The organism is Nonomuraea sp. NPDC052265 (assembly GCF_044547985.1).
Classification (GTDB): Bacteria; Actinomycetota; Actinomycetes; order Streptosporangiales; family Streptosporangiaceae; genus Nonomuraea.
This window is the reverse complement of sequence record NZ_JBIUBJ010000020.1, coordinates 32,407-52,274: the sequence shown is the minus strand read 5'-3', so window position 1 is coordinate 52,274 and position 19,868 is coordinate 32,407. Positions and strand designations below refer to the sequence as shown.

Annotated in this window: 18 protein-coding genes; 10 read left to right on the top strand and 8 right to left on the bottom strand. The window is 70.4% G+C overall.

The features are described from left to right. Positions 1 to 165 precede the first annotated feature (165 nt). Together ACIHAD_RS38890 and ACIHAD_RS38885 are read right to left on the bottom strand one after the other, a co-directional pair. Entirely contained in the window at positions 166 to 438 is a 273-nt protein-coding gene (locus ACIHAD_RS38890) for a hypothetical protein (protein ID WP_397359770.1), read from the bottom strand. Between the two features lie 256 nt (positions 439 to 694). Continuing rightward, on the bottom strand, positions 695 to 1,120 hold the full coding sequence (locus ACIHAD_RS38885) for a VOC family protein (RefSeq protein WP_397359769.1): 426 nt from the start codon (positions 1,118 to 1,120) through the stop codon (positions 695 to 697). 693 nt (positions 1,121 to 1,813) lie between these two features. Between ACIHAD_RS38885 and ACIHAD_RS38880 the strand changes: the two genes are divergently transcribed. Together ACIHAD_RS38880 and ACIHAD_RS38875 are read left to right on the top strand one after the other, a co-directional pair. Then, on the top strand, positions 1,814 to 2,965 hold the full coding sequence (locus ACIHAD_RS38880) for a S8 family serine peptidase (RefSeq protein ID WP_397359768.1): 1,152 nt from the start codon (positions 1,814 to 1,816) through the stop codon (positions 2,963 to 2,965). A gap of 55 nt (positions 2,966 to 3,020) precedes the next feature. Then, positions 3,021 to 5,072, top strand: coding sequence for a hypothetical protein (locus ACIHAD_RS38875; RefSeq protein ID WP_397359767.1), 2,052 nt, complete (start codon positions 3,021 to 3,023; stop codon positions 5,070 to 5,072). 73 nt (positions 5,073 to 5,145) lie between these two features. Here the strand turns inward: ACIHAD_RS38875 and ACIHAD_RS38870 are convergent, their stop codons facing one another. Genes ACIHAD_RS38870 through eccCa form a run of 3 tightly spaced genes read right to left on the bottom strand, consistent with a single transcriptional unit; the run spans position 5,146 to position 10,601 of the window. Then, positions 5,146 to 6,333 carry a transglycosylase SLT domain-containing protein gene (locus ACIHAD_RS38870; protein ID WP_397359766.1) on the bottom strand — a complete coding sequence of 396 codons (1,188 nt, stop codon included), beginning with the start codon at positions 6,331 to 6,333 and terminating at the stop codon, positions 5,146 to 5,148. Beyond that, positions 6,330 to 6,644, bottom strand: coding sequence for a hypothetical protein (locus ACIHAD_RS38865; RefSeq protein ID WP_397359765.1), 315 nt, complete (start codon positions 6,642 to 6,644; stop codon positions 6,330 to 6,332). The genes ACIHAD_RS38870 and ACIHAD_RS38865 overlap by 4 nt, the downstream gene beginning before the upstream one ends. A gap of 45 nt (positions 6,645 to 6,689) precedes the next feature. Further along, a complete protein-coding gene (gene eccCa, locus ACIHAD_RS38860) occupies positions 6,690 to 10,601 on the bottom strand; it encodes a type VII secretion protein EccCa (protein ID WP_397359764.1) in 3,912 nt (1,303 codons plus the stop codon). 145 nt (positions 10,602 to 10,746) lie between these two features. Between eccCa and eccD the strand changes: the two genes are divergently transcribed. Both eccD and ACIHAD_RS38850 read left to right on the top strand, forming a co-directional pair. Further along, the gene (gene eccD, locus ACIHAD_RS38855; protein ID WP_397359861.1) at positions 10,747 to 12,237 is read left to right on the top strand and encodes a type VII secretion integral membrane protein EccD; all 1,491 of its coding nucleotides are present in this window, start codon (positions 10,747 to 10,749) and stop codon (positions 12,235 to 12,237) included. A 36-nt stretch (positions 12,238 to 12,273) separates the two neighbouring features. Next, a complete protein-coding gene (locus ACIHAD_RS38850; RefSeq protein WP_397359763.1) occupies positions 12,274 to 12,720 on the top strand; it encodes a YbaB/EbfC family nucleoid-associated protein in 447 nt (148 codons plus the stop codon). Between the two features lie 267 nt (positions 12,721 to 12,987). On the opposite strand, the gene ACIHAD_RS38845 is transcribed toward ACIHAD_RS38850, so the two are convergent. Together ACIHAD_RS38845 and ACIHAD_RS38840 are read right to left on the bottom strand one after the other, a co-directional pair. Next, positions 12,988 to 13,299: a hypothetical protein gene (locus tag ACIHAD_RS38845; RefSeq protein WP_397359762.1), complete on the bottom strand. Its 312-nt coding sequence runs from the start codon at positions 13,297 to 13,299 to the stop codon at positions 12,988 to 12,990. Between the two features lie 55 nt (positions 13,300 to 13,354). Beyond that, entirely contained in the window at positions 13,355 to 13,783 is a 429-nt protein-coding gene (locus tag ACIHAD_RS38840; RefSeq protein ID WP_397359761.1) for a hypothetical protein, read from the bottom strand. A 254-nt stretch (positions 13,784 to 14,037) separates the two neighbouring features. Here ACIHAD_RS38840 and ACIHAD_RS38835 point away from each other — a divergent pair, with 254 nt between their 5' ends. The 6 genes from ACIHAD_RS38835 to ACIHAD_RS38810 all read left to right on the top strand — a co-directional run bounded on the left by ACIHAD_RS38835 (position 14,038) and on the right by ACIHAD_RS38810 (position 18,328). Continuing rightward, positions 14,038 to 14,382 carry a WXG100 family type VII secretion target gene (locus ACIHAD_RS38835; protein WP_397359760.1) on the top strand — a complete coding sequence of 115 codons (345 nt, stop codon included), beginning with the start codon at positions 14,038 to 14,040 and terminating at the stop codon, positions 14,380 to 14,382. Between the two features lie 24 nt (positions 14,383 to 14,406). After that, the gene (locus ACIHAD_RS38830) at positions 14,407 to 14,712 is read left to right on the top strand and encodes a WXG100 family type VII secretion target (RefSeq protein ID WP_357701773.1); all 306 of its coding nucleotides are present in this window, start codon (positions 14,407 to 14,409) and stop codon (positions 14,710 to 14,712) included. A gap of 111 nt (positions 14,713 to 14,823) precedes the next feature. Beyond that, positions 14,824 to 15,204 (top strand): hypothetical protein, encoded by a 381-nt coding sequence (locus ACIHAD_RS38825; protein WP_397359759.1) that lies wholly within the window; start codon positions 14,824 to 14,826, stop codon positions 15,202 to 15,204. Then, positions 15,201 to 16,514: a hypothetical protein gene (locus ACIHAD_RS38820; RefSeq protein WP_397359758.1), complete on the top strand. Its 1,314-nt coding sequence runs from the start codon at positions 15,201 to 15,203 to the stop codon at positions 16,512 to 16,514. Before ACIHAD_RS38825 ends, ACIHAD_RS38820 begins: the two co-directional genes overlap by 4 nt. Further along, positions 16,511 to 17,560 (top strand): hypothetical protein, encoded by a 1,050-nt coding sequence (locus ACIHAD_RS38815; protein WP_397359757.1) that lies wholly within the window; start codon positions 16,511 to 16,513, stop codon positions 17,558 to 17,560. The genes ACIHAD_RS38820 and ACIHAD_RS38815 overlap by 4 nt, the downstream gene beginning before the upstream one ends. Then, positions 17,561 to 18,328, top strand: coding sequence for a WXG100 family type VII secretion target (locus ACIHAD_RS38810; RefSeq protein WP_397359756.1), 768 nt, complete (start codon positions 17,561 to 17,563; stop codon positions 18,326 to 18,328). Between the two features lie 11 nt (positions 18,329 to 18,339). Here the strand turns inward: ACIHAD_RS38810 and eccB are convergent, their stop codons facing one another. After that, complete coding sequence (eccB, locus tag ACIHAD_RS38805) at positions 18,340 to 19,773, bottom strand: type VII secretion protein EccB (protein WP_397359754.1); 1,434 nt, start codon at positions 19,771 to 19,773, stop codon at positions 18,340 to 18,342. Between the last annotated feature and the right edge of the window lie 95 nt (positions 19,774 to 19,868).

The window sequence follows — 19,868 nt, the reverse complement described above, 5'->3', positions numbered from 1 at the left end:
CCCCCCGCAGCACGCCGGCGAACTCCCCGGGCCGCGAGCCGAACCTCTCGCGATCCCCGGGGAACGCCTCGCGACCACAGACCCGCGGTACGGCAGCCCAGCACTAGTGAGGACCGGCAGGGGACCCAGGGGACCGGTATGCCGTCGCGGCTGAACGGCGCCGACTCAACCCATGAGGCTTTCTCCCCCGATCCCCGCAGCCGCGAGCATGGCGGAAACGGAAACGATGGCGAGCAGGACGAAAGCGCACCCACTCGAAGCTGCCCCCGAGGAAGATTTCGGCGCGTTCATTTTGGCGGCGGTCTCGTGGTAAAGCTTCACAGCGGGGTCGTTCTCGTCGTCGTAGTCCCCGTTGTGGTAGCTGACCATCTTCGCGGCGCACAACGCGCAGAGCTTTCCCTCCGACACCTCATTGCCGCAACCGTTGCACTTCGCCATGCTCTCAACCTCCGTGTGGTCCGATCGTCGGAGCGTATCGATCTGTGCGAAGCCGTACACCGCATATGCCCTTCGCATATAAGTGACCGGGCCCGACGTCGATGGTTGGGGCGTCCGACTTGGAGCTCGGGGACGATCAGGACGAATCAGATCACCCGCGGCCACCCACTGGAAAGAAGTACGAGCGGATCCCCCGGCTCCGCGGCCGCCCGCCGAGACCGGGCGCCGTGGAGAGCCCAGCCGGCCGCGACGGACGTCATCCGAGTTGCTGGGCCAGGGCGACGATGATGCCCTCCGGGCCACGGACGTAGCAGAGCCGGTAGCTGTCCTCGTACTGCTCCAGCGTGCCGACCAGTTCGGCGCCGTGGGGCCGCAGGCGGGCAATGACGTCCTCGATGTCGTCGACGACGAACATGACCCGGCGAATTCCCAGGGTGTTCGCCGGCGCGACCTTCGGCTCGGCGCTGATCGCCTTCGGCGTGTGGAACATCGCCAGCTCGATCCCGCCGACGCCACCCGGGATCCGCAACATCGCGACCTCCTGCCGAACCCCGCTGAGCCCGATCACCCGCTCCGCCCAACGCCCCTCGATCGGCCCCCGCCCCTCCAGTTCCAAACCGAGTTCGACGAAGAACGCGACCGCGGCGTCAAGGTCCTCGACAACGATGAGAACGTTGTCCATCCGCTGAACCGTCATACTGCATCCCCTTCATCACACGGCCGGTTCTCGGCCACCGTCACCCCTGGGACGAAGCCGCCAACGCATTCTCGACAATCTCCACGCCTCACGTTCCGGCTCCCGGTCCGAGCCCGGCGAAGAACTCTGCCGCGAGCTTCAAATCGTCAACGACGAACCCACCTTGTCCCCTGCTCCGGCCGCCCAACAGATGCGAATGTCATCATGCGGGCGATGAACTCTGAATTCCCCGGAACCAGGCCGAATGAGGGACGCTGATTCCGCTGCCCCCAGCGCGGAGGCGGGCGGAGAGGTGGGCCGCGTCAACGCCGCCATGCGCTCCTCGCCAAGATATCTCGCACTCTCCGCTAACGACACAGGTCACCCGGCGTCGCAGGATTGCCTCTCGAACGAATCGACTTGATCGGGACAGGTGTGTGCGTGGGCGCGGTTGCCAGAGCCAGGACGCCCGGGTTCCCCGTCGCCCCGCTGGTCGTGTCGATCGCCGCGTTCGGCGGTCAGACGCGGTTCGACCCGGATGACTGAGATGACCCTGGTGGAGCGGTGGAGCGAGCGGCGCCGTACGAACGCGGGCCACGCCTCTGTGCTGACCCGGAACTCGGGAGCACGACCTACGGAGCCGGGGCACGGCGGTCGAAGACGCGCCGGCGGGAGGGACGTGCGGGCGCGATCGGCCGGGTGCTGCTCTCCGCCGTGCTGGGACTCGGCGTCGCCGCCGCTCCGGCGGCCGCCACGCCCGCGGACGCCGAGTGCAGCCTCGAACCGGGCGTGGTGAAGCTGCCCGGCGGAGAGCCCTGGGCGCAGACGCGGCTCGACATCAAGACGGCATGGCGGCTGAGCACCGGCGCCGGCGTCCGGGTGGCGATCATCGACAGCGGCCTCGACGTCAAGCACCCGCAACTGCCCTGGCTCTCCGACTACGTCGACTTCACCGGGACCGGTTACACCGACTGCGTCGGTCACGGCACCGCCGTCACGGGGATCATCGCCGGGCGCGTCTATCCAGGCGTCGCCTTCCACGGCGTGGCCCCGCGGGCGACCGTCATGGTGCTCAAGCAGAGCAGCCAGGCCGAGGGCCACGTCGCCACCCTGGCGGCGGCCATCGACAAGGCGGTCCAGCTCAAGGCCGACGTCATCAACATCTCGATCAAGGCGGCCGACAACCCCGCGCTCAAGGCGGCCGTCCGGAACGCCCTGGCGAGGGACGTCGTGATCGTCGCCGCCGCGGGCAACATCACCGACAAGAAGGAGGACGTGCCCGCCTATCCGGGCTCCTACGAGGGCGTGCTGGCCGTGGGTTCGGCCACTCCCGACGGGCGACGCGCCGACTCCTCCAACACGGCCACGCCCGTCGGCGTCCTGGGGCCGGGGGTCGGCATCATCGCCCCGTGGCCGGGGAGGTCGTACAAGCTGGACCTCGAGGGTTCCAGCTTCGGCGCCGCCTACGTGTCCGGGACCGCCGCACTGGTGCGCGCCCGCTTCCCGCACCTGGACCAGGAGCAGGTACGGCGGCGCATCATCGCCACGGCCGACGGCTCCATCGGCGAGGGCACGGGTGCGGGCATGGTGAACCCGGTGCAGGCGGTCAGCGCCGTGCTGCCCTTCGAGCCCGCGGGCCGCCCCTTGGTGGCCGCGCCGCCGCCCGATCCCATCGAGGCGGACGCGATCGCCAAGGTCCCCCCGGAGAACCTCGCGGCCCGGAACACCGCGCTGGCCGTGACAGCGGGAGCGCTGATCCTCACCGCCGTGGCCGGCACCCTCGCGCTGGTGCTGCCGCTCGGCAGAAGCCGTGGATGGCGCACGGGCCCACCGCCCCATGACGTCAGTTGACCGCTGATGCAGGCGCTGCCCGCAGCGCAGCGCCTGGATACGAAGGGAACCTACGATGCACCCGTTACAGCCAGACGATCCACCGAGGCTGGGCGACCACGACCTGTTGGAACGCCTGCCGGAGGGGCCGCGCGGGGCGGCCTTCCTCGGCCGCGAGTCAGAGGACGCGCCCCTCCGGGTGATCAAACTGCTGGCCGCGAAGCCGGACGCCGACGCGGAAGGCGTCGCGCGCTTCGCCAAGGTCCGGCGCCTTTCCAGCTCGTCCATCGCGCGGACGCTGGACGCCGGTCTGCACGAGGGCCACCTCTACGTCGTACGTGAGCACGTCGAGGGACGCAGCCTGGCCGAGACCGTCGCCGCCGACGGGCCGCTCGACCCCGACGGGGTGGAGCGGATGGCCGTCGGGACGTTGACCGCGCTGACCGCCGCGCACCTGGCGGGCGTCACGCACCGGGGACTGACCCCCGACAACGTCATCATGGGCGCCGACGGCGTCCGGGTGACCGACCTGGACCTCGGCGAGGCCGCCGGCGAGATCGGCTACCGCTCGCCCGAGCAGCTGAGAGGCGAGCCGTACGGCCCCTCCGCCGACCTGTTCGCCTGGGCCGCCACGGTGGTCTTCGCGGCCACCGGTAAGGCGCCGTTCGGTCAGGACGCCGACGAGGTGCTGACCGGCGCGCCCGAGCTGGGCACACTGGCGGAGCCGCTGCGGAACGTGGTGTCCGCGGCGCTGTCGAAGGACGCCAAGCAGCGGCCTGCCACGGACGCGGCGCTGTTGCGCCTGCTCGGCGGCCCGTCGGCGGACCAGGAGGTCACGGCGAAGCTGCCGTCGCCGGACGCCTCGGCTCACACCCCGGCGTTCGTTCCTCCGGCTCTGGCGGCGGCGGAAGGCGCCGCACCGCTCGAAGGCGTGCCGGTCCAGCCGCCCCAGCCCCAGCCCCAGCCCCAGCAGACGCAGCCCCAGCAGACATGGGAGCCGCCCAGGGCGCAGCAGCCCATGCGGGAGACGCCGCATCGGCCCAAGGTGTGGCAGGCGTCGGTCGTCGATCCGGCTGCCCCGCGCCGGAAGTTCCCGGTCGGCCTGACGGCGTCGGTCGCCGCGCTCATGGTGCTGTCAGGGGTGGGCCTGTGGGGCGCCAGCCGCTACACGGACACGAACCGGATCGACTCGGTCGGTGTCGCGGCCGAGGGCAAGTCCACCGACGGAGCCAGCGGGTCCGCCGACGCGGCCGGGAACGGGACGACCGGCCCCGGTGACGGGACGGTTCCGCAGCAGGGCGAGCCGGGCACCGACCAGGCCGACGTGGCCGTGCCGTGGGCCACGCCGTCCGACGCCGACCCGTACGGGGTGGGCCCGCTCATCCTGCCCACCGAGGAGCCGTCCGGCGTCCCGACCGCGCCCGTGTACAGCACGGTGCCGACGCCTTCGCCGCTGTTCACCCAGCCGGTCACCACGCCGCAGCCGACCACCCCGCAGCCGACGGCCTCACAGCCGAAGAGCCCCCAGGCGACCAAGACGGTCACGGCGACGCCGACGGCCAGGGACACCAGGACGCCGGAGCAGTCCCAGGAGCCGACCCCGACCCCCAAGAAGAGCACCGAACCCCCGACGCCGACCCCTCAGAAGAGCACCGAGGCCCCCACCCCGGCCCCCAAGAAGAGCACGGAGGCTCCGGCCCCCACCAAGAGCACCCAGCAGGCGCCCACTCCGCCGCCCACGACGGAGGCCCCGGCGCCGGAGCCGCCCGAGAGCGAGGCGCCGGCGGCGGCGCAGCCGGAGCCGAAGAACCCCTACACGCCCACCCAGGTGTGCGGGTCCGGCTTCTACGTGCAGCGTTCGCAGTCGTTCAACGGCGGTGAGACCTTCCAGCTGTACAACAGCGGCACCCAGCAGAACTGCGTGGTGACGATGAAGTACGCGGGCGTGGGCAAGGAGAGCCCGGTGAGCGCGACGCTCGACGTCCAGAACGGGGACAGCGCGACCGACAGCGGCGACTACAAGTACTACGCGGGGCCGGTCAAGCTGGCCGCCCCGGGCAGGTGCGTGAAGTTCTCCGGCAGCGTCGGTGCCGGGAGCACCGCCGCGGGCTGGGCCAACTGCGGCTGACCCGGTCCAGTAGGCACCCTGCTCGGACGGTTCCGGGCAGGGTGCGTCGCCGTTCCCCGAGGGGCGCCGCCGGTCAGTAGGGCCGGTAGCCGCCGCCTCGCTCCAGGGACGAGATGCCGGGGTGGCCGGCGAGGTTGCCGTACCGGCTGTAGGTGTACAGGACGCCCGCGATGATGTTGTCGACCGGGTCGAGGATCCTCTCGTGGCCGGGCAGGGCGTGCGCGTTGAACGTCGGCGGGACGGTCTGCATCAGGCCCTGGGACGGGACGCCGTTCTTGGCGTTGATGTCCCAGTTGTTGATGGCGTTGGGATTGCCGCCGGACTCGTGGTAGATGATCGTCCAGATGCGCTCGACATCCTTGGGGTCGTTCGGGTCCAGGTCGCTGACGTCGATGCCGCGCTGGCGCATGACCTCCGCCATCTCGGGCGACCTGATGACGGAGAGCGCCTGCTTGATCCACTCGACCACCTCGGCCTTGGGCGCGGGCGTGCTCGTCGCCGCCGAACCCCCGCCAGCCCCGGAGCCCCCGCCCGACCCGGACCCGCTGCCGGCCCCCGAGTCGCCGCCACCTGACACCTGCGTCCCGTCCTGGGAGGCCGCCCTCGTCCAGACGACCTTCTTGTCGCCCGGGTCGAAGTCCGGCCCTCCGGGCTCCGGGATCCCGGTGAAGAAGCCGAACCCGGCGTTCTCGCCGGGCCGGACGTGGCTGCCCAGCGTGGAACCGGCGGTCTTGACGGCCTCCTGGACCGTTCTGACCAGCCCCCTGGCCTGCTCAAGATTGGCGTTCACGATGCCGGTGAAGCACGGGTCCGCGAACATCACGGCCCTCGCGTCGGCCTCATCACTGTTGGGATGGTTGATCAGGTGGTTCACCATGTACCGCTGCGCGTAGCCGACCGTGTCGTCGCGAAGCCTCGCGATCTCCGGAGCGGCCCTCTCCAGCGCCGTGGCGACGTTCTTGAGCGCCGCGGCGCAGGCGTGGAGCGCGGTGTTGAACTCGCCGCCCGCCTTGGGGAACTGGGGCATGTAGCGCTTGAAGGCGTCCGCGGAGTCGCCGTCCCACCTCAGGTCGACCTCGTTGACGTTCTTGACGAGCGCGGAGGTCTCGATGGCGGCGTGGGACGCGCACGACTCCCAGGTGTAGGCGAGGTCCCTGATGACCTGAGGCTCGCCCGTGACCCACGCGAGCAGCTGCAGGAACTCCGCCCCGCCGGGAATCTCGGTGATGTCCGGCGCGAGGACGGCGATGACGTCGCTCATGCGCCCGAGGCCGTCGCCGCCGTGCGAAGGTTGGTCTCCACCTCGTCGAGCGCCCGCTCCACGCTCTCCAGCCTGCGCTGAGCGGTGCCCAGCTCGACGCGGACGGCGGCCCAGACGGCATCGACCTTGGCAGCCAGGTCGGTCACGCCCTCGACCATGCCGAACAGCCGCGGTTCCGTCACCGCGGCGGGCGTCTTGGACTTGCTGACCTTGAGGATCTCGTCGAGGGCGAAGTCCTTCGACGCCAGATGGATGCGCGTCCGGCACTCGTCGAGAGCTGTGTAGGAAACATCAACGACGCCTTTGCTCATGAAGATCGAGCATAGTGGAGATCATCACGGTTGGTCAGGCCCGATTTACTCCGCTTCCAAGGACGCCGTCTGGATCAGCCGGTCTCCCGATCTCCTGTCCACGAAGAAGCCACGTCCGGGCGGGAGAGGCTGCGGTCTCACCTTGCCGAACAGCACGCCCTCCTCCCGGTTGCCCGACATGATCAGCGCAGGGCTGGCCATCTCCTTGAGCCGCTGCACCGCCTGGTCGTACATGGCGCGGTTGGCGCCGCCCATCTGCCGCGCCATGATCAGGTGCAGGCCGATGTCCCGCGCCTGCGGCAGCAGTTCGGCCAGCGGTTGCAGGGGGTTGTTCGAGGTGGCGACCAGGTCGTAGTCGTCCACCACGATGTAGAGGTCCGACCCCTGCCACCAGCTGCGGTCGCGAAGCTGGTCGGGGGTCAGGTCGGCGGGCGGCAGGCGCTTGAGGAGCGCGAAGCGCACCTCCTGCACCAGCTCCGCGGCCGCCGCGCTGGAGACGGCGTAACCGATGCGATGCTCGGTGGCCGCGGTGTCCAGTAGCGACCGCCGGTAGTCGATCACGACCAGCCGGGCTTCCTTGAGGGTCTTGCGCGCGACGAGCCCCTCCATGATCAGCTTCAGCACGTTCGACTTGCCGGACCCGGTGTCGCCGAAGACGACGAAGTGCGGATCGGCCTCGAAGTCGAGCGCGACGGGGGAGAGCGTCGCCTCGTCGATGCCGATGGCGATGCGGTTCCCGCCGGTCTCCTCCGGGCCGGGCAGGGCGGCCGCCGGAAGCAGGGACGGCAGCAGCCGGACCGGCTTGGCCGCCGGGCCCTGCCACGACTCGCGGACGACCTCCACGAGCGAACGCAGCCCGTCGGCCAGGTCGTCGGCGCCACGCACCCCGTCGATGCGCGGCAGGGCGGACAGGAAGTGCATGCCGTCCTTCGTGAGGCCGCGCCCCGGCGTGCCCTCGGGCACCGCGAGCGACGCGCTGCGGCTGACCTCCGACTCGTAGGCGTCGCCGAGCTTGAGCTCGATCCTGGTGCCGAACAGGTCGCGGATGCCCGGCCGGAACTCCGACCACTTGTTGGTGGTCGCCATGACGTGCACGCCGTAGCCGAGCCCGCGCGCGGCGAGGTCGGTGATCACCTGCTCCAGGTTCTCGTACTCCTGCCGGATCGTCAGCCAGCCGTCCACCACCAGGAACACGTCGCCCCAGCCGTCGCCCTGGACGCTGCCGTCGGCCACCCTCTTGCGGTACGTGGCGATCGAGTCGATGCCGTGGTCGGCGAAGTCCCGCTCGCGTTGCTGGAGGATGCCCGAGATCTCGGCGATCGTACGGCGGACCCGGTCGGCGTTCTGCCGGTTGGCCACGCCGCCCACGTGCGGCAGCCCCTCCAGGGCCGACAGCGTGCCGCCGCCGAAGTCCAGGCAGTAGAACTGCACCTCCCGAGGCGTGTGCGTGAGCGCCATGCTGGCGATCAGCGAGCGCAGCACCGTGCTCTTGCCGCTCTGCGTGCCGCCCGCGATGCCGACGTGCCCGGCCGCGCCGGACAGGTTCAGCCAGTACGGATCGCGGCGCTGGTCGAAGGGCCGGTCGATGATGCCGATGACGGCGTGCAGCCGGCCCCGGCCGTCCCAGCCGGGCGTGGACAGCCCGAGCTCCGGCGTCACCGACAGGGCGGGCAGCAGGTGAGCCAGGGTCGGCGGCTCGGCCAGCGGCGGCAGCCAGATGCGGTGCGCCGCGGGGCCGCGTCCCTTCAGCCGGCCGACCACGATGTCGAGCAGGCTCGACTGGGCGCCGCTCTCCTCCGCCTCCGCCGGCGCCTCCTCCGCAGGCGTCTCGGCGGCGGGCAGCGGCGCGTAGGCGTGGCCGTACTCGATGACCTCGCGCGCCGCGGGCTGCCCGCTGTCGGTCACGTGCCGGGGGTCGGGCTGGTAGGCGGCGGAGACATACGCGGCCTTGAACCGGGTCATGCCGGTCGTCTCGAACTTCAGGTAGCCGTTGCCCGGCGCCGAGGGCAGCTCGTACGCGTCGGCCACGCCCAGCACGGCCCGGCTCTCCATGGCCGAGAACGTGCGCAACCCGATCCGGTACGAAAGGTGCGTGTCGAGCCCCCGCAGCCGGCCCTCGTCCAGCCGCTGGGAGGCCAGCAGCAGGTGCACGCCCAGCGAGCGGCCGAGCCGGCCGATCATCACGAACAGGTCGATGAACTCCGGTTTGGTGGACAGCAGCTCGCTGAACTCGTCGAGCACGACGAACAGCGTGGGCAGCGGCGACAGGTTGGCGCCCTGCTCGCGGGCCCGTTCGTAGTCGCGCAGCGAGGCGTGGTTGCCCGTCGCCCGCAGGAGTTCCTGCCTGCGTACCATCTCGCCGTGCAGCGCGTCGTGCATGCGGTCGACCAGGGGGAGCTCGTCCTCCAGGTTGGTGATGACGGCCGAGACGTGGGGGAGGGAGTCGAGGCCGAGAAAGGTCGCGCCGCCCTTGAAGTCGACCAGGACGAAGTTGAGGATCTCCGAGGAGTGGGTGACGGCGAGCCCGAGCACCAGGGTGCGCAGCAGCTCCGACTTGCCGGAGCCGGTGGCTCCGATCAGCAGGCCGTGCGGGCCCATGCCGCCCTGGGCCGACTCCTTGATGTCGAGCTCGACCATGCGGCCGTCCGCCCCGAGCCCGATGGGCACGCGCAGCCGGTTGCGTCCGGCGCGCGGGCGCCACGTGACGGCCGGGTCCAGGCCGCGAGGGTCGCTGATGCCGAGCAGGTCGGTGAGCGTCGTGTTGATCGACAGCATGTCCTCGCCGTCGCCGCCGCTCCTGGACGAGGCGCGCAGCGGGGAGAGCTGCCTGGCCAGCCCTTCCATCCACACGAAGGAGAGCCTGTCCGGCGCGCCCAGCCGCGTCCTGCGCTCCTTGCCCGCATGGTCGATCTTGACCATGTGCAGGTCGTCCTGCTGGACCTCCAGCCGCAGCGTGTTGCCCTCCTCGACGGCTCCGGTGGAGCCGGTCAGGTCGATGACGGTCACGCCCTGGATGGCGTCGCTGCCGAGCTGCGAGTCGTGCGGCATGTGCCCGCCGTCCACGATCACCACGTGGTACGGCAGCTCGTCCGACGGCGAGCCCGGCTGGAACCTGGGCCGCTCCTTGAGGTCGCCGCCGACGAGCCGGTCCAGCTCGCCCAGGTTCTCGGCCATCAGCCGGACGGGCCCGGAGGCGTCGGCCAGGTCGGGGTGGTGGACGTGCGGGAGCCACTTGACCCATTCCCAGTGGGGCATGCGCTCCTGGTCGGCGCAGACCATGATGCGCATGTCGTCGGGGGAGTGGAAGGTGACGATCTGGCCGATCATGGCACGTACGAGATCCCGCGTCGCCGCGAGGTCGCCGCTCAGCCGGATCCGGGCGAAGGAGGCCAGGGCGACGGCCACGGGCAGCCGGGCGAGGGTGGAGTGCGTGCGCATGAACCTGCGCAGCGCGCCGGAGGAGAGCGCGTCCAGGTCCTCGACGGGCTTGGAGTCGGGCGGGAAGAGCTGGATGGCCAGCTTCTGCACGCCGGTGCCGAGGCGGATCGTGCTGAAGTCCTCGTCGCGGGGGCGGCGTTCCCACAGGCGGGGGCCCATGGCGATCCACCACAAGGAGTCCGGCTCGGGTCCGCTCCACTCCAGGGCCTCGCGCTGCTGCTTGGCGGCCCGCCTGGCCTTCCTGCGGATCTGGCCGAGGTAGCGGAAGTAGTCGCGGCGGGCGCCGTTCAGCCGGTGCTTGCGTTCGCCCGACTGGCGTCCCATCTGGCCGATGCTCATGCCGACCATCGAGACGGCGAACAGGCCGCTGGCCACGTACATGACCGGGCTGGCGTTGGCGCCTCCCGCGGTGAACATCAGCGCCATCGCCGCGGCCCCGGCCACCATGGGCAGGTAGGTGAGTACCACCATGAAACCCTGGCCCTGAACCTCGGGGATCTCCGGCGGAGACTCCAGCATGACTTCTCCGCGAGGTGGCTTCGGGCCGGGGCGACGCTCCGGGCGCCGGACAACCACTTTGCTCACGCGACGTTCTTACCAGAAGTGACCCGCTATGGTCTGTGCTGTCCGTGATCCTTTTGGGACGGAGTGGACCGTGGGATCGATGGTTCAGAAGCCGCCGCTGCCCGAATCCCGGCCCCCCGCCGGGGAAGCCGCCGAGCCCGCTCAGGCGCCGTCGGGGCCGGTTCAGCAGGGCGCGCTCGCGCAACTGCCGTTGCCGCTGCCGACGTTGTGCAACGTCACGATCGTGGGGCCGAGCCGCAAGGCCGACCTGACGCTGCCGGCCGACATCCCCCTGCCGCACGTGCTGCCGGGGCTGCTGCGCATGCTCGGCGAGGTGGGCGGCGACGCGACGTCGTCGCCGGGATGGACGCTGCAGCGGCTCGGCGGCGCGCCGCTGGACCTGGAGCAGAGCCTCAGCGCGCTCGGCGTGCTCGACGCCGAGATCCTCTACCTGCGCCCCCGTGAGTCGATCCTGCCGGCCGCGATCTTCGACGACGTCGCCGACGTCGTGGCCACCGGCGTGCGCGAGGGGCCGGGCAAGTGGACGGCGGCCCACACCACGGCTGTCGGCGCGGCCGGAGCCACGGGGCTGCTGGTCCTCGGGGCCGTCGGCCTGGCCCTGGCGGGCCTGCCCCCGCTGGTCGGGCCGGTCGTCTTCGGAACGCTCGCGCTGCTGCTCATCGCCGCCGGAACCGTGTTGTCGCGGGCCATGGGCGACTCCATGGCGAGCGCGCTGATCGGTCACGCGGCGCTGCCGTACGCCTTCCTGGCCGGGCTGTTCACGCCCGCCGGGACCGGCAGCTTGGCCGGTGTCGGCGCTCCTCACCTGCTCGCCGCGTTCGCCTGCACCGCGCTCGCCGCCGCCGTCGCCGGGATGATGATTTCGCACGGCATTCCCGGCTTTCTCGGTACGTCCATCGCCGCGACCTGTGGCGCGGTCTGTGCTGCGGTGGTCATGTTGACCGGAACCGTCCCCGCGGGGGTGGCGGCCGTGGCCATCGCCGTGCTGCTGGCGCTGAGCCCGCTGGTGCCGACGTTGTCGTTCCGGCTGGCCCGGGTGCCGCTGCCGGCCATGCCCACGACGGCCGAGGAACTGCGCGCCGACAACCAGCGGCTCGACGCGGCGGCGATCCAGGAGCGCACCGTGATCGCCCAGCGTTACGCCACGGCGCAGATCGTCGCCGTCGGGCTGGCCGCGCTGGTCGCCCAGGCGCTGCTGGTGCTGCACGACGGCCTGATCGCGTACATCATGACCGTCGCGATCTCGCTGACGCTCATCATGCGCGCCCGCGTGTTCTCCGGCGTCGGCCAGCGGCTCTGGCTGCTCGGGCCGGGCATGGCGGGGCTCGCCATGACGGCCTTCGCGCTCAGCTCCAAGGGCGGGGTCATCGGCGCGCTGGCGGTGGCGGTCTGCGTGTTGTGGGCGTCCCTGCTGATGGTGGGCGTCGGGAGGGGGCTGGCCTCGGGCAAGCCGTCGCCGTTCTGGGGACGGGCCGGGGACATCCTGGACCTGCTGCTGATCGTCGAGCTCTTCCCGCTCGCGGCCGGCGTGCTGGAGCTCTACACCTGGGTACGCGGGTTGTCGGGCTGATACTTTGCTGGCCGTTTCGAGCGGAGGAGTGAGGCTGTGCAGGAATTCGGAGACTTCGCGAACATCGACATCGAGAAGCTGCTCAAGGGGGCCGACCAGCAGTTCGCCCGCATGGAGGAGTTCCAGAAGAAGATGGACTCCTTCGTCGGACGGGCCCAGGACGAGCAGGGGCTGGTCACCGTCGAGTGCGGCCACGAGGGCGTCCGCGAGTTGCAACTGCACCCCAAGGGCCTGCGGTTGTCGTCCGGCGAGCTGGCCGACCTCATCAAGACGGCGCTGAACGACGCCACCGCCGACCTGCAGCGGCAGGTCGCCGAGGGCATGAGCGAGACGTTCGGCGACTCCGAGGACAGCCCCATGACGTACCTCAGGAACCCGGACGCCGCGCTGAACCAGATCAAGGAGGCGGAGTCCGCTTACAACCGCACGTTCGAGGACGTGATGGGCGAACTCGACCGCATCCGGCGGCGGCTGGAGTTGTGAGCTAGGCCTGGCGCTGCGTGGGCAGGTCGGCGATACCGAGAGGCTCAGCAACAACCCGCCCAGGGCGGCGGACGACACCGCACCCGTGTGGGACATCTTCGCGAGCTGGTCGAGGGTGTGGGCCAGCTCCTTGTACACGCCGCCGGTCTTGGCCACCTCAAGGGTGAACTTCTCGGCCACCTTCTCCATCTCGGGCCGCGCCCGCGTTGCAGGAGGCCACGGCCATCGTGTACAGGGTCGTGCCGTTGCGGTAATGATCCATGGTTGCTACTTCTTCAGCGTGCTCTTGTCGGTGGCGTCCCTGATGACCTTGGCGCCTTCGTTGAGCTGGGTCTGCCAGCGGCCGAGCTGGTTCTTGGCGTGCTTGAGGTAGTCGGCGGCGGAGTTGCGGGCCGCGTCGTAGGCGCCGTCGAAGGCGAACTTGCCGACCAGGCCGAAGCCCTGGGTTCCCCGGCTCCACGGCGCCGTCGTCCGGCCGGTGCTCGCCGTCGTCCGCGACCTCCTGGACGTACGGCTCCTGGCCGAGTCCGGCGACGGCCGTCGTCGGAGCCTGCGACCTGCCCAGACGATCAGAAACACTAACCGCGTGAACGGTCAGCCGTACAGGTCGGCCGTCGCGGGCCCGCCGCGGGTCTCAGCCGATGCGTTCGTACGCGCCGCCGGAGTCGGCGGTCTTGACGCCGCCGGAGAACCTCACCCAGGACCCGGTCGGCGCGGCGTGGTAGACCGGCACGGTGTGCAGAGGGGTGATCTCCTCGTTCTTCACCACGCCCGCGCCCTTCACGTCCACCGCGGACCAGACCATGCCGCGCGTGCCCACGTCCTTGGTCTTGAACGTCACCGCGCAGGCGTTCTGCTTGCCGGGGTTGTGGAGCAGGTAGGCGACGCCGCCGGCGAACGCGGCCTGGCGCTGGACGGTGTAACCCGGGCCGCAGACGACGGCGGGCGTCTCGGGCGTCTCGGCCGCCTGGCGGGACGCCGAGGCGGTGGTGGCGGTGAAGACCGCCGTCGTGCCGAGCACGGTCGCGATGACCGCACCGGCCGTCCTCTTCGTGATTCTCAAGTTCTTCATCTCCGAAAGAGCGAAAAGGTGATTTGTCCGAGGGGCAATCCTGTGATGCCGGGTTCTTCGCGTCTTTAGCACAGAGCGCAGAATGTTTTGGCATTGAGCGCAGATTTCTTCTCGTCGACCGGACGGTTGTGATCGCTGGGACGGGTGGTGGTTAACATGCGAGTCGATGTTGTTTCGCAAGGGTTCGCCCTATTCATGTCGGCCAACCGGTATGCGAGACAAGGAAATGTCCACTTGGAGGTCCAGTGGCACTGTACGGAGCAAGTCCGACGCAGCTGACCAACGCCGCCGGGTACTGCGAGGACACCGCGCAGTACATCGAAGGCATGCGCCAGCGCGTTCAGACGATCAAGGGCGACCTGACCACCCAGGGGTGGCGGGGCGGCGCGGCCCAGAAGTTCAGCCACGCCCTCGACGAGTGGGACGTCGAGTTCAAGGCCGTGATCAAGATCCTTGAGGACATCCACGACCGGCTCAACATGGGCGCCGGGGTCTACCGGAACGCCGCAGACCAGAACTTGGATCTGTCGGGGTCCCTGGCCAGGGACGGCTTCACGGGCCGGATCGACAACGTCATCAACAGCAACTAGCCGGCCGACGCCACGGAGATCCCAGTGACCGTTCCCGATGATCACACATACGTCAAGTTCGGCAGCATGGAGCAGGCCTACGAGGAGCTCAAGAAGGTCGTGACCGAGCTCGACAAGGTCACCGACGACCTGTTCGCCGACATCAAGAAGGAGCTCGCCGCCAGCTGGGAGGGCGAGGCCGAGCAGTTCTTCAACACCAAGAAGGACCAGTGGGACGCCCACGAACGGGCCATGGGCAGGCAGCTCTTCGAGGCCGCCACCGCCGTCAACATCGCCAAGGGCAACTACGAGGCCGCCGAGCGGCGCAACATCGCCATCTGGACGGACTGACGCGCCTCCGCCTCCCGGTCGCCGCGGCTGAGCGGGCGCGCCCTGGCCGACGTCCAGCCCGGCGCCGCCCAGCCGTGGTGACCGGGGTCTCGTATCAGCAGGGGGGAGCCGATGGGCAACCAGGAACCCGAACCACGAACCGACCCGCTGGGCATCCCGCCGCACACGGCCGACAAGTTCCAGGGCGACGGCAGGGTGCACGAACCCTCCGTGATGCGGTCGATCGCCGAGGCCATGTCGAAGAATCTGCAGGCCATGGAGAGGCCGGGCGTCAGCGGGCGCGCCCTGGCCGACGTCCAGCCCGGCGCCGCCCAGTTCGGCGAGTGGATCGACGCCAAGGTGTTCGGCTCGACCGCGGGCAGGGACGGCGCGGGGCAGAAGTTCGGCCAGGTCTACGCCGAGTTCGTGAAGGCGTACAAGAGCGTCATCGCCGCGATCGAGGCGAGCGCCGCCAACCACGCCGAGGCGGACACCCGGAACGAGGGCGGGTGACCATGGCCGGCGTCGGCACCAAGCGTGAGACGCTCGTCATCCGGGGCGACCAGGTCCCCTCCGGCGAGACGGAGGTCCATCCGAAGGCGGAGATCCAGCGCCTGCTGGCGACGTCACAGCCGGACCTGGTCAAACTCGCCGGATCCACCTACATCAGCACGGCCGAGGCGGTCCTCAACGCGGTCGTCGGGATCGAGGACGACGCGGGCCGGATCCTCACCATCTGGAAGGGACCGGACGCCGATCGGGCCCGCATCGCGCTTGAGCTCCTGTACGCCACCGGCAACGAGCTGGCGCGCAAGCTCGCGGAGATGGGCCGCAGCCTGGAAGGCTACGCCGCCTCCATCCCCGTGGCCATCGCCGAGGTCGAAGGCATCAAACTGGACAAGAACGACCCGGACGTCCAGGAGGTCGTACGGGTCCAGCGGGCGCTGTACGGGCTCGACCGGCAGGGCGACGACGAGGCCAACGCCGTCGCCCTGCTGGAGAACATGCGGGCGCAGGCGGCGCTGCGGAAGCTCAACGAGAAGATCCGCGACCTGCATCTCGGCTCGGTCCCGTACGACATCACCTACGAGCTGCCGGCCGTCACGGTCCCGGGCGGCCCGCTCGCCACGACGAACGTCGTCTACGGCGGAACGGGCCGGAGCGACGGTCCCACGACCGGCGCGGGCGACCCGGGCGGGACGGGCACGGGCGAGGGGCGCACGACCGGCGCCGGCGACCCGGGCGCGCAGGACCAGATCCCCCGAGACGGTGAGGACGACGCCGCTCCGGGGACGCCCCCGGACAACCAGCCGGCCGGCGGTGACCAGCCCGCCGGCGGTGACACACCCGGACAACAACCCGGCGACCAGGCCGACAACACCGGCGCGGGCGCAGGGACGGGCACAGGCACGGAGGACGGCACCACCCCGCCGGTGATCGGCGCCCAGGACAGGACCGAGCTCGACGACGCCACTCCCGAGGCCGACCCGGTCCGGACCGAGAGCTCGGCCTACCAGCCCACGATCGGCGAGCGTCCACCCCTCGCGGTGACCCCCGACACGGCTGCGGCGCCGGTCGCCACGAACCAGCCCGTACCGTCGGTGATCGGTTCGCCGAACAGCGCGTACACACCCGGCGGGCGACTCGGGGTGATGCGCGGCGGCAGTGCGGCGGGCCTGTCCGGCACGCCGTTCCTCCCGATGACGGGTGGCGCGGGCCCGGCCGGGGACGCGGGCGGAGACCTGGAGCGCACCACCTACCTGTCGGAGGACAGGTCGGCCTGGAACGGCAACCATGACGTGACGGATCCGGTGATCAGGTGAGCGACCAGCAGAAGAACGGCGCCGGCGCGCAGCCGACCGGGCAGCAGCCCTACGGCCAGTACGGCATCCCGATGAGCACCCAGGTGCCGCTGCCGTCGTCGGGCATCGCCTTCACGGACGGCGCGCTCAACGCGGCGAGCGGCCAGATCAACGGACAGACGGCGATCATCGACACGCTGCGGGCCAAGTCCGGCCACATGGGGGTGCCCTTCCCCGCTTTCGGCGTGATCGGCTACGGGCTCACCACGGCCCATGACGGGGCGATCGCGGCCCAGTCCACCGCTCTGGAGCGAGGCAAGAAGGCGCTGCAGAGCTGGCAGGCCGCGCTGAAGGCGGCCGACGCCAACTACCACGAGGCCGAGGAGGAGAACGCCAACCTGTACCGCAAGGACGAGGACTACGACCCAACCGGCGGCGGAGTGCCGACCCCGAAGATGCCCGAATCGCCGGAGCTCAACATGCCGGACGCCGACCCGCCCGGTGGCGACCTCCCGGACGCCGACCTGCCCGTCACGGACCGGCCGGACACCGACCTGCCCGGCACGGACCCGCCGAACGGCGACCTGCCGGACGCCGACCGGCCCGGGAGCGACCTCCCCGGCACCGACCTGCCGGGGATCGACCGGCCGGACTCCGGCCTGTCCGGCGCAGGCGACCCGAACATGAAGGTCCCCGACATCGACTCGGCGATCAACTCGCCGCGGGACACGACCGGCCTTTCGTCGTACGACCCCAGGGCCCTGAACGGGACGCCGAACCCGAACCTGACCGACCTGAGCACCCGGCCGGGGACCACCTGGGGGTCGCCGACCGGCAACGGCGCGGGCTCGGGCGGTGGCGCCGCCGCCGGTCCGAGGGTTCCCGGCATGGGCACGTCCGGGGGGATGGGCAGCGGCATGCCGATGATGCCGATGATGCCGATGGGCGGCTCGGGCAACGGCCTCGACGAACGCGACCGGAAGGAAGGCTCGCTGCTGTCGGAGGACGAAGGCGTCTGGGAGGACGACGAGGACATCGCTCCCGAGATCATCGGCAAGGAGACGTAGATGAGTTACGAGGCGGACAAGGGCCTTTACTGGAAAGCGGCCGCCACCGCCTCGGGCGCGGCACTCCTGATCAGGCGTCCCTGGGCCTTCTACATAGTGCTCATGATCGGGCTCATGATCTCCGACCCGGGTCAGATGTCGGAGTCGTCCAAGACCTGGCGCACCACTGACCAGGGCGGGACGACGTCCGAACTGGACGCGCTGGAGGCGCAGCTCAAAGAGCTGCGGGCCACGCTCACCGGCTCGGGGGCCACCTGGGAGGGCACGGCACGGGAGCAGTTCGATCAGGCGTACGACGACTTCACCAAATCCTTGAACACTCTCAGGTCAACGCGGAACAGCGCCGGCGAGGCCGTCGACCAGACCGCGAAGTTGTACCACGTGGGGGCGCTCACCTGCGTCTGCGTCGCCGGATACCTGGTGCTCTACGCCATGACGCTGTTGGTGCTTCGCCACAGCGTCTACGGCAACTTCATCGCGTACGCGCTCGACCTCAAGGTCAGCAGGACCACCACCACGTCGATGAAAAAGGTGCTGATCAAGCACGGCATCGCGGTCACCATCCTCGGCACCCTGTTCTACCAGGCCGTCCAGGTGTCCGAGTCCAGCGGGAAGATGTTCCCCACGATGAAGGGCATACCGAACGAGCTCGACACCCTGAAGTCCGGCGACCTGCCGGAGTTCAGCACCGCCGCGCTCGAGTACAGCGTGGAGAGCCACTCGCTGATGCCCAAGCAGGACACGCAGGCCGGTCTCCCCCGTACCTGAGCGGACGGGCTTCAGGGCCGGCCGGGGAGGCGCTCGGACGACGTCTCCCCGACGGGCTTCCGCGCGGCGGCGGGGTCCAGGAGCGGGCCCTCCGGGATGAGCCGCAGCAGATGCGCGGGCACCGGCGCCACCTGGGCGGCGTCGTAGCCCAGCGTGCCGACGAGGTCGGGGGAGGCCAGCCGGAATCGTCTGCCCTCGTCGGTGATGAGGGAGTACTCGTGGATGGCGTCGGTCCGGCCTTCGCCCGAGAGCTGGCCGGCCAGCGCCGCGCCGCCCGGCGGCAGCAGCACCTGGTCGACGCGGTCGGGGTTGCCGCTGCTCGGCGGCTTCGGGATGGCCGGCGTCGCCCCGGTCGTCAGCCGTGCCCGGACCGAGCCCCTGACCGTGTCGGCGTACACCGCGCACAAGGGGGCGTCCGCCGCCGGGGCGCGGAAGCGCGGCATGGTGACCGGCAGCCCGCCGCCCAGGAGGCGAAGGGCCGACATCTTGGCGGCGTTGACGGTGGCGGCGTCCACGGTGATCGGGCGTACCCGGCCGCCGCCGTAGGCGATCTTGGTGTCCGGGTCCTGGAGCAGGAGCGTCGCCTGCGTGTGGGTGACGGGCGTGAGGCCGTCGGCGAGCAGCACGTACCAGCGTTCCGGCACGCCGGGCACGGCGGCCGGCGTGAAGACCTGCCCCACCCGCGCGGGCGAGCCGCCGGGGCCCGGCACCCGCTTGCCGCGCTGCGCGATCGCCGGCGCGGCGAAGTCCGGACCCGCGGGGATGGAGTTCACCCAGGAGATCGGCACGCGGCGCGGCGCCTGGTCGGTGAGCCGGCGCGGGCTCCTGACCAGCATGCGGTAGTTGTTCCACAACACCCAGTTCTGCTGCCCGTCGTCGACGAGCAGCGCGTCGGTGCCCACCGGCGTGCCGCCGACGTCGATCCCGCCCAGCAGCGTGACGTACGGGCGGCGGACCCCGGTCGCGTCCTGCTGTTCGACCACGCAGACCGTCCACGGAGATCTGACCAGCTTCTGGGGCTTCGGCAGCGAGTCGGGCGCGCCCGAGATGCCGACCTTCTGCCCCCGTGCGAAGCCGGCCAGCGACTCGGCCGACACCGTACGGACCTTGATCTCCTGGCTGTCCAGCAGGAGCCTGGCGGAGACGTAGTTCTCCACCGGCTGGAGCTTGCCTTCGGTCTGGTTGTAGACGTAGGAGGCGCCGGTCTCCTCCTCGACGAGCAACTGCCCCGCCTCCTTGAGCTTGGTGGCCCCTCCTGGGCTGAGCATGCCCCAGATCCCGAACCCGGCCGTGATCAGCACCAGCAGGATGATGCCGGCGAAGGTCGCCACGTTGTACCGCCGCATGGGGGACTCGGGCAGATCGGGCTCGCCCTGCAGCAGCGCCAAACCCAGGCGCTGGGTCATCAGTTTGTGCGCCTGGTAAAGATCCTTCCGGGTCTGCATGACGGATAATGTTACGCAGGTTGCGAAAGAAACTTAATGATGATGGATATCACGCTTTTATACGGCATGGCCGCCTAGTAGGCTTCTTGATCAAC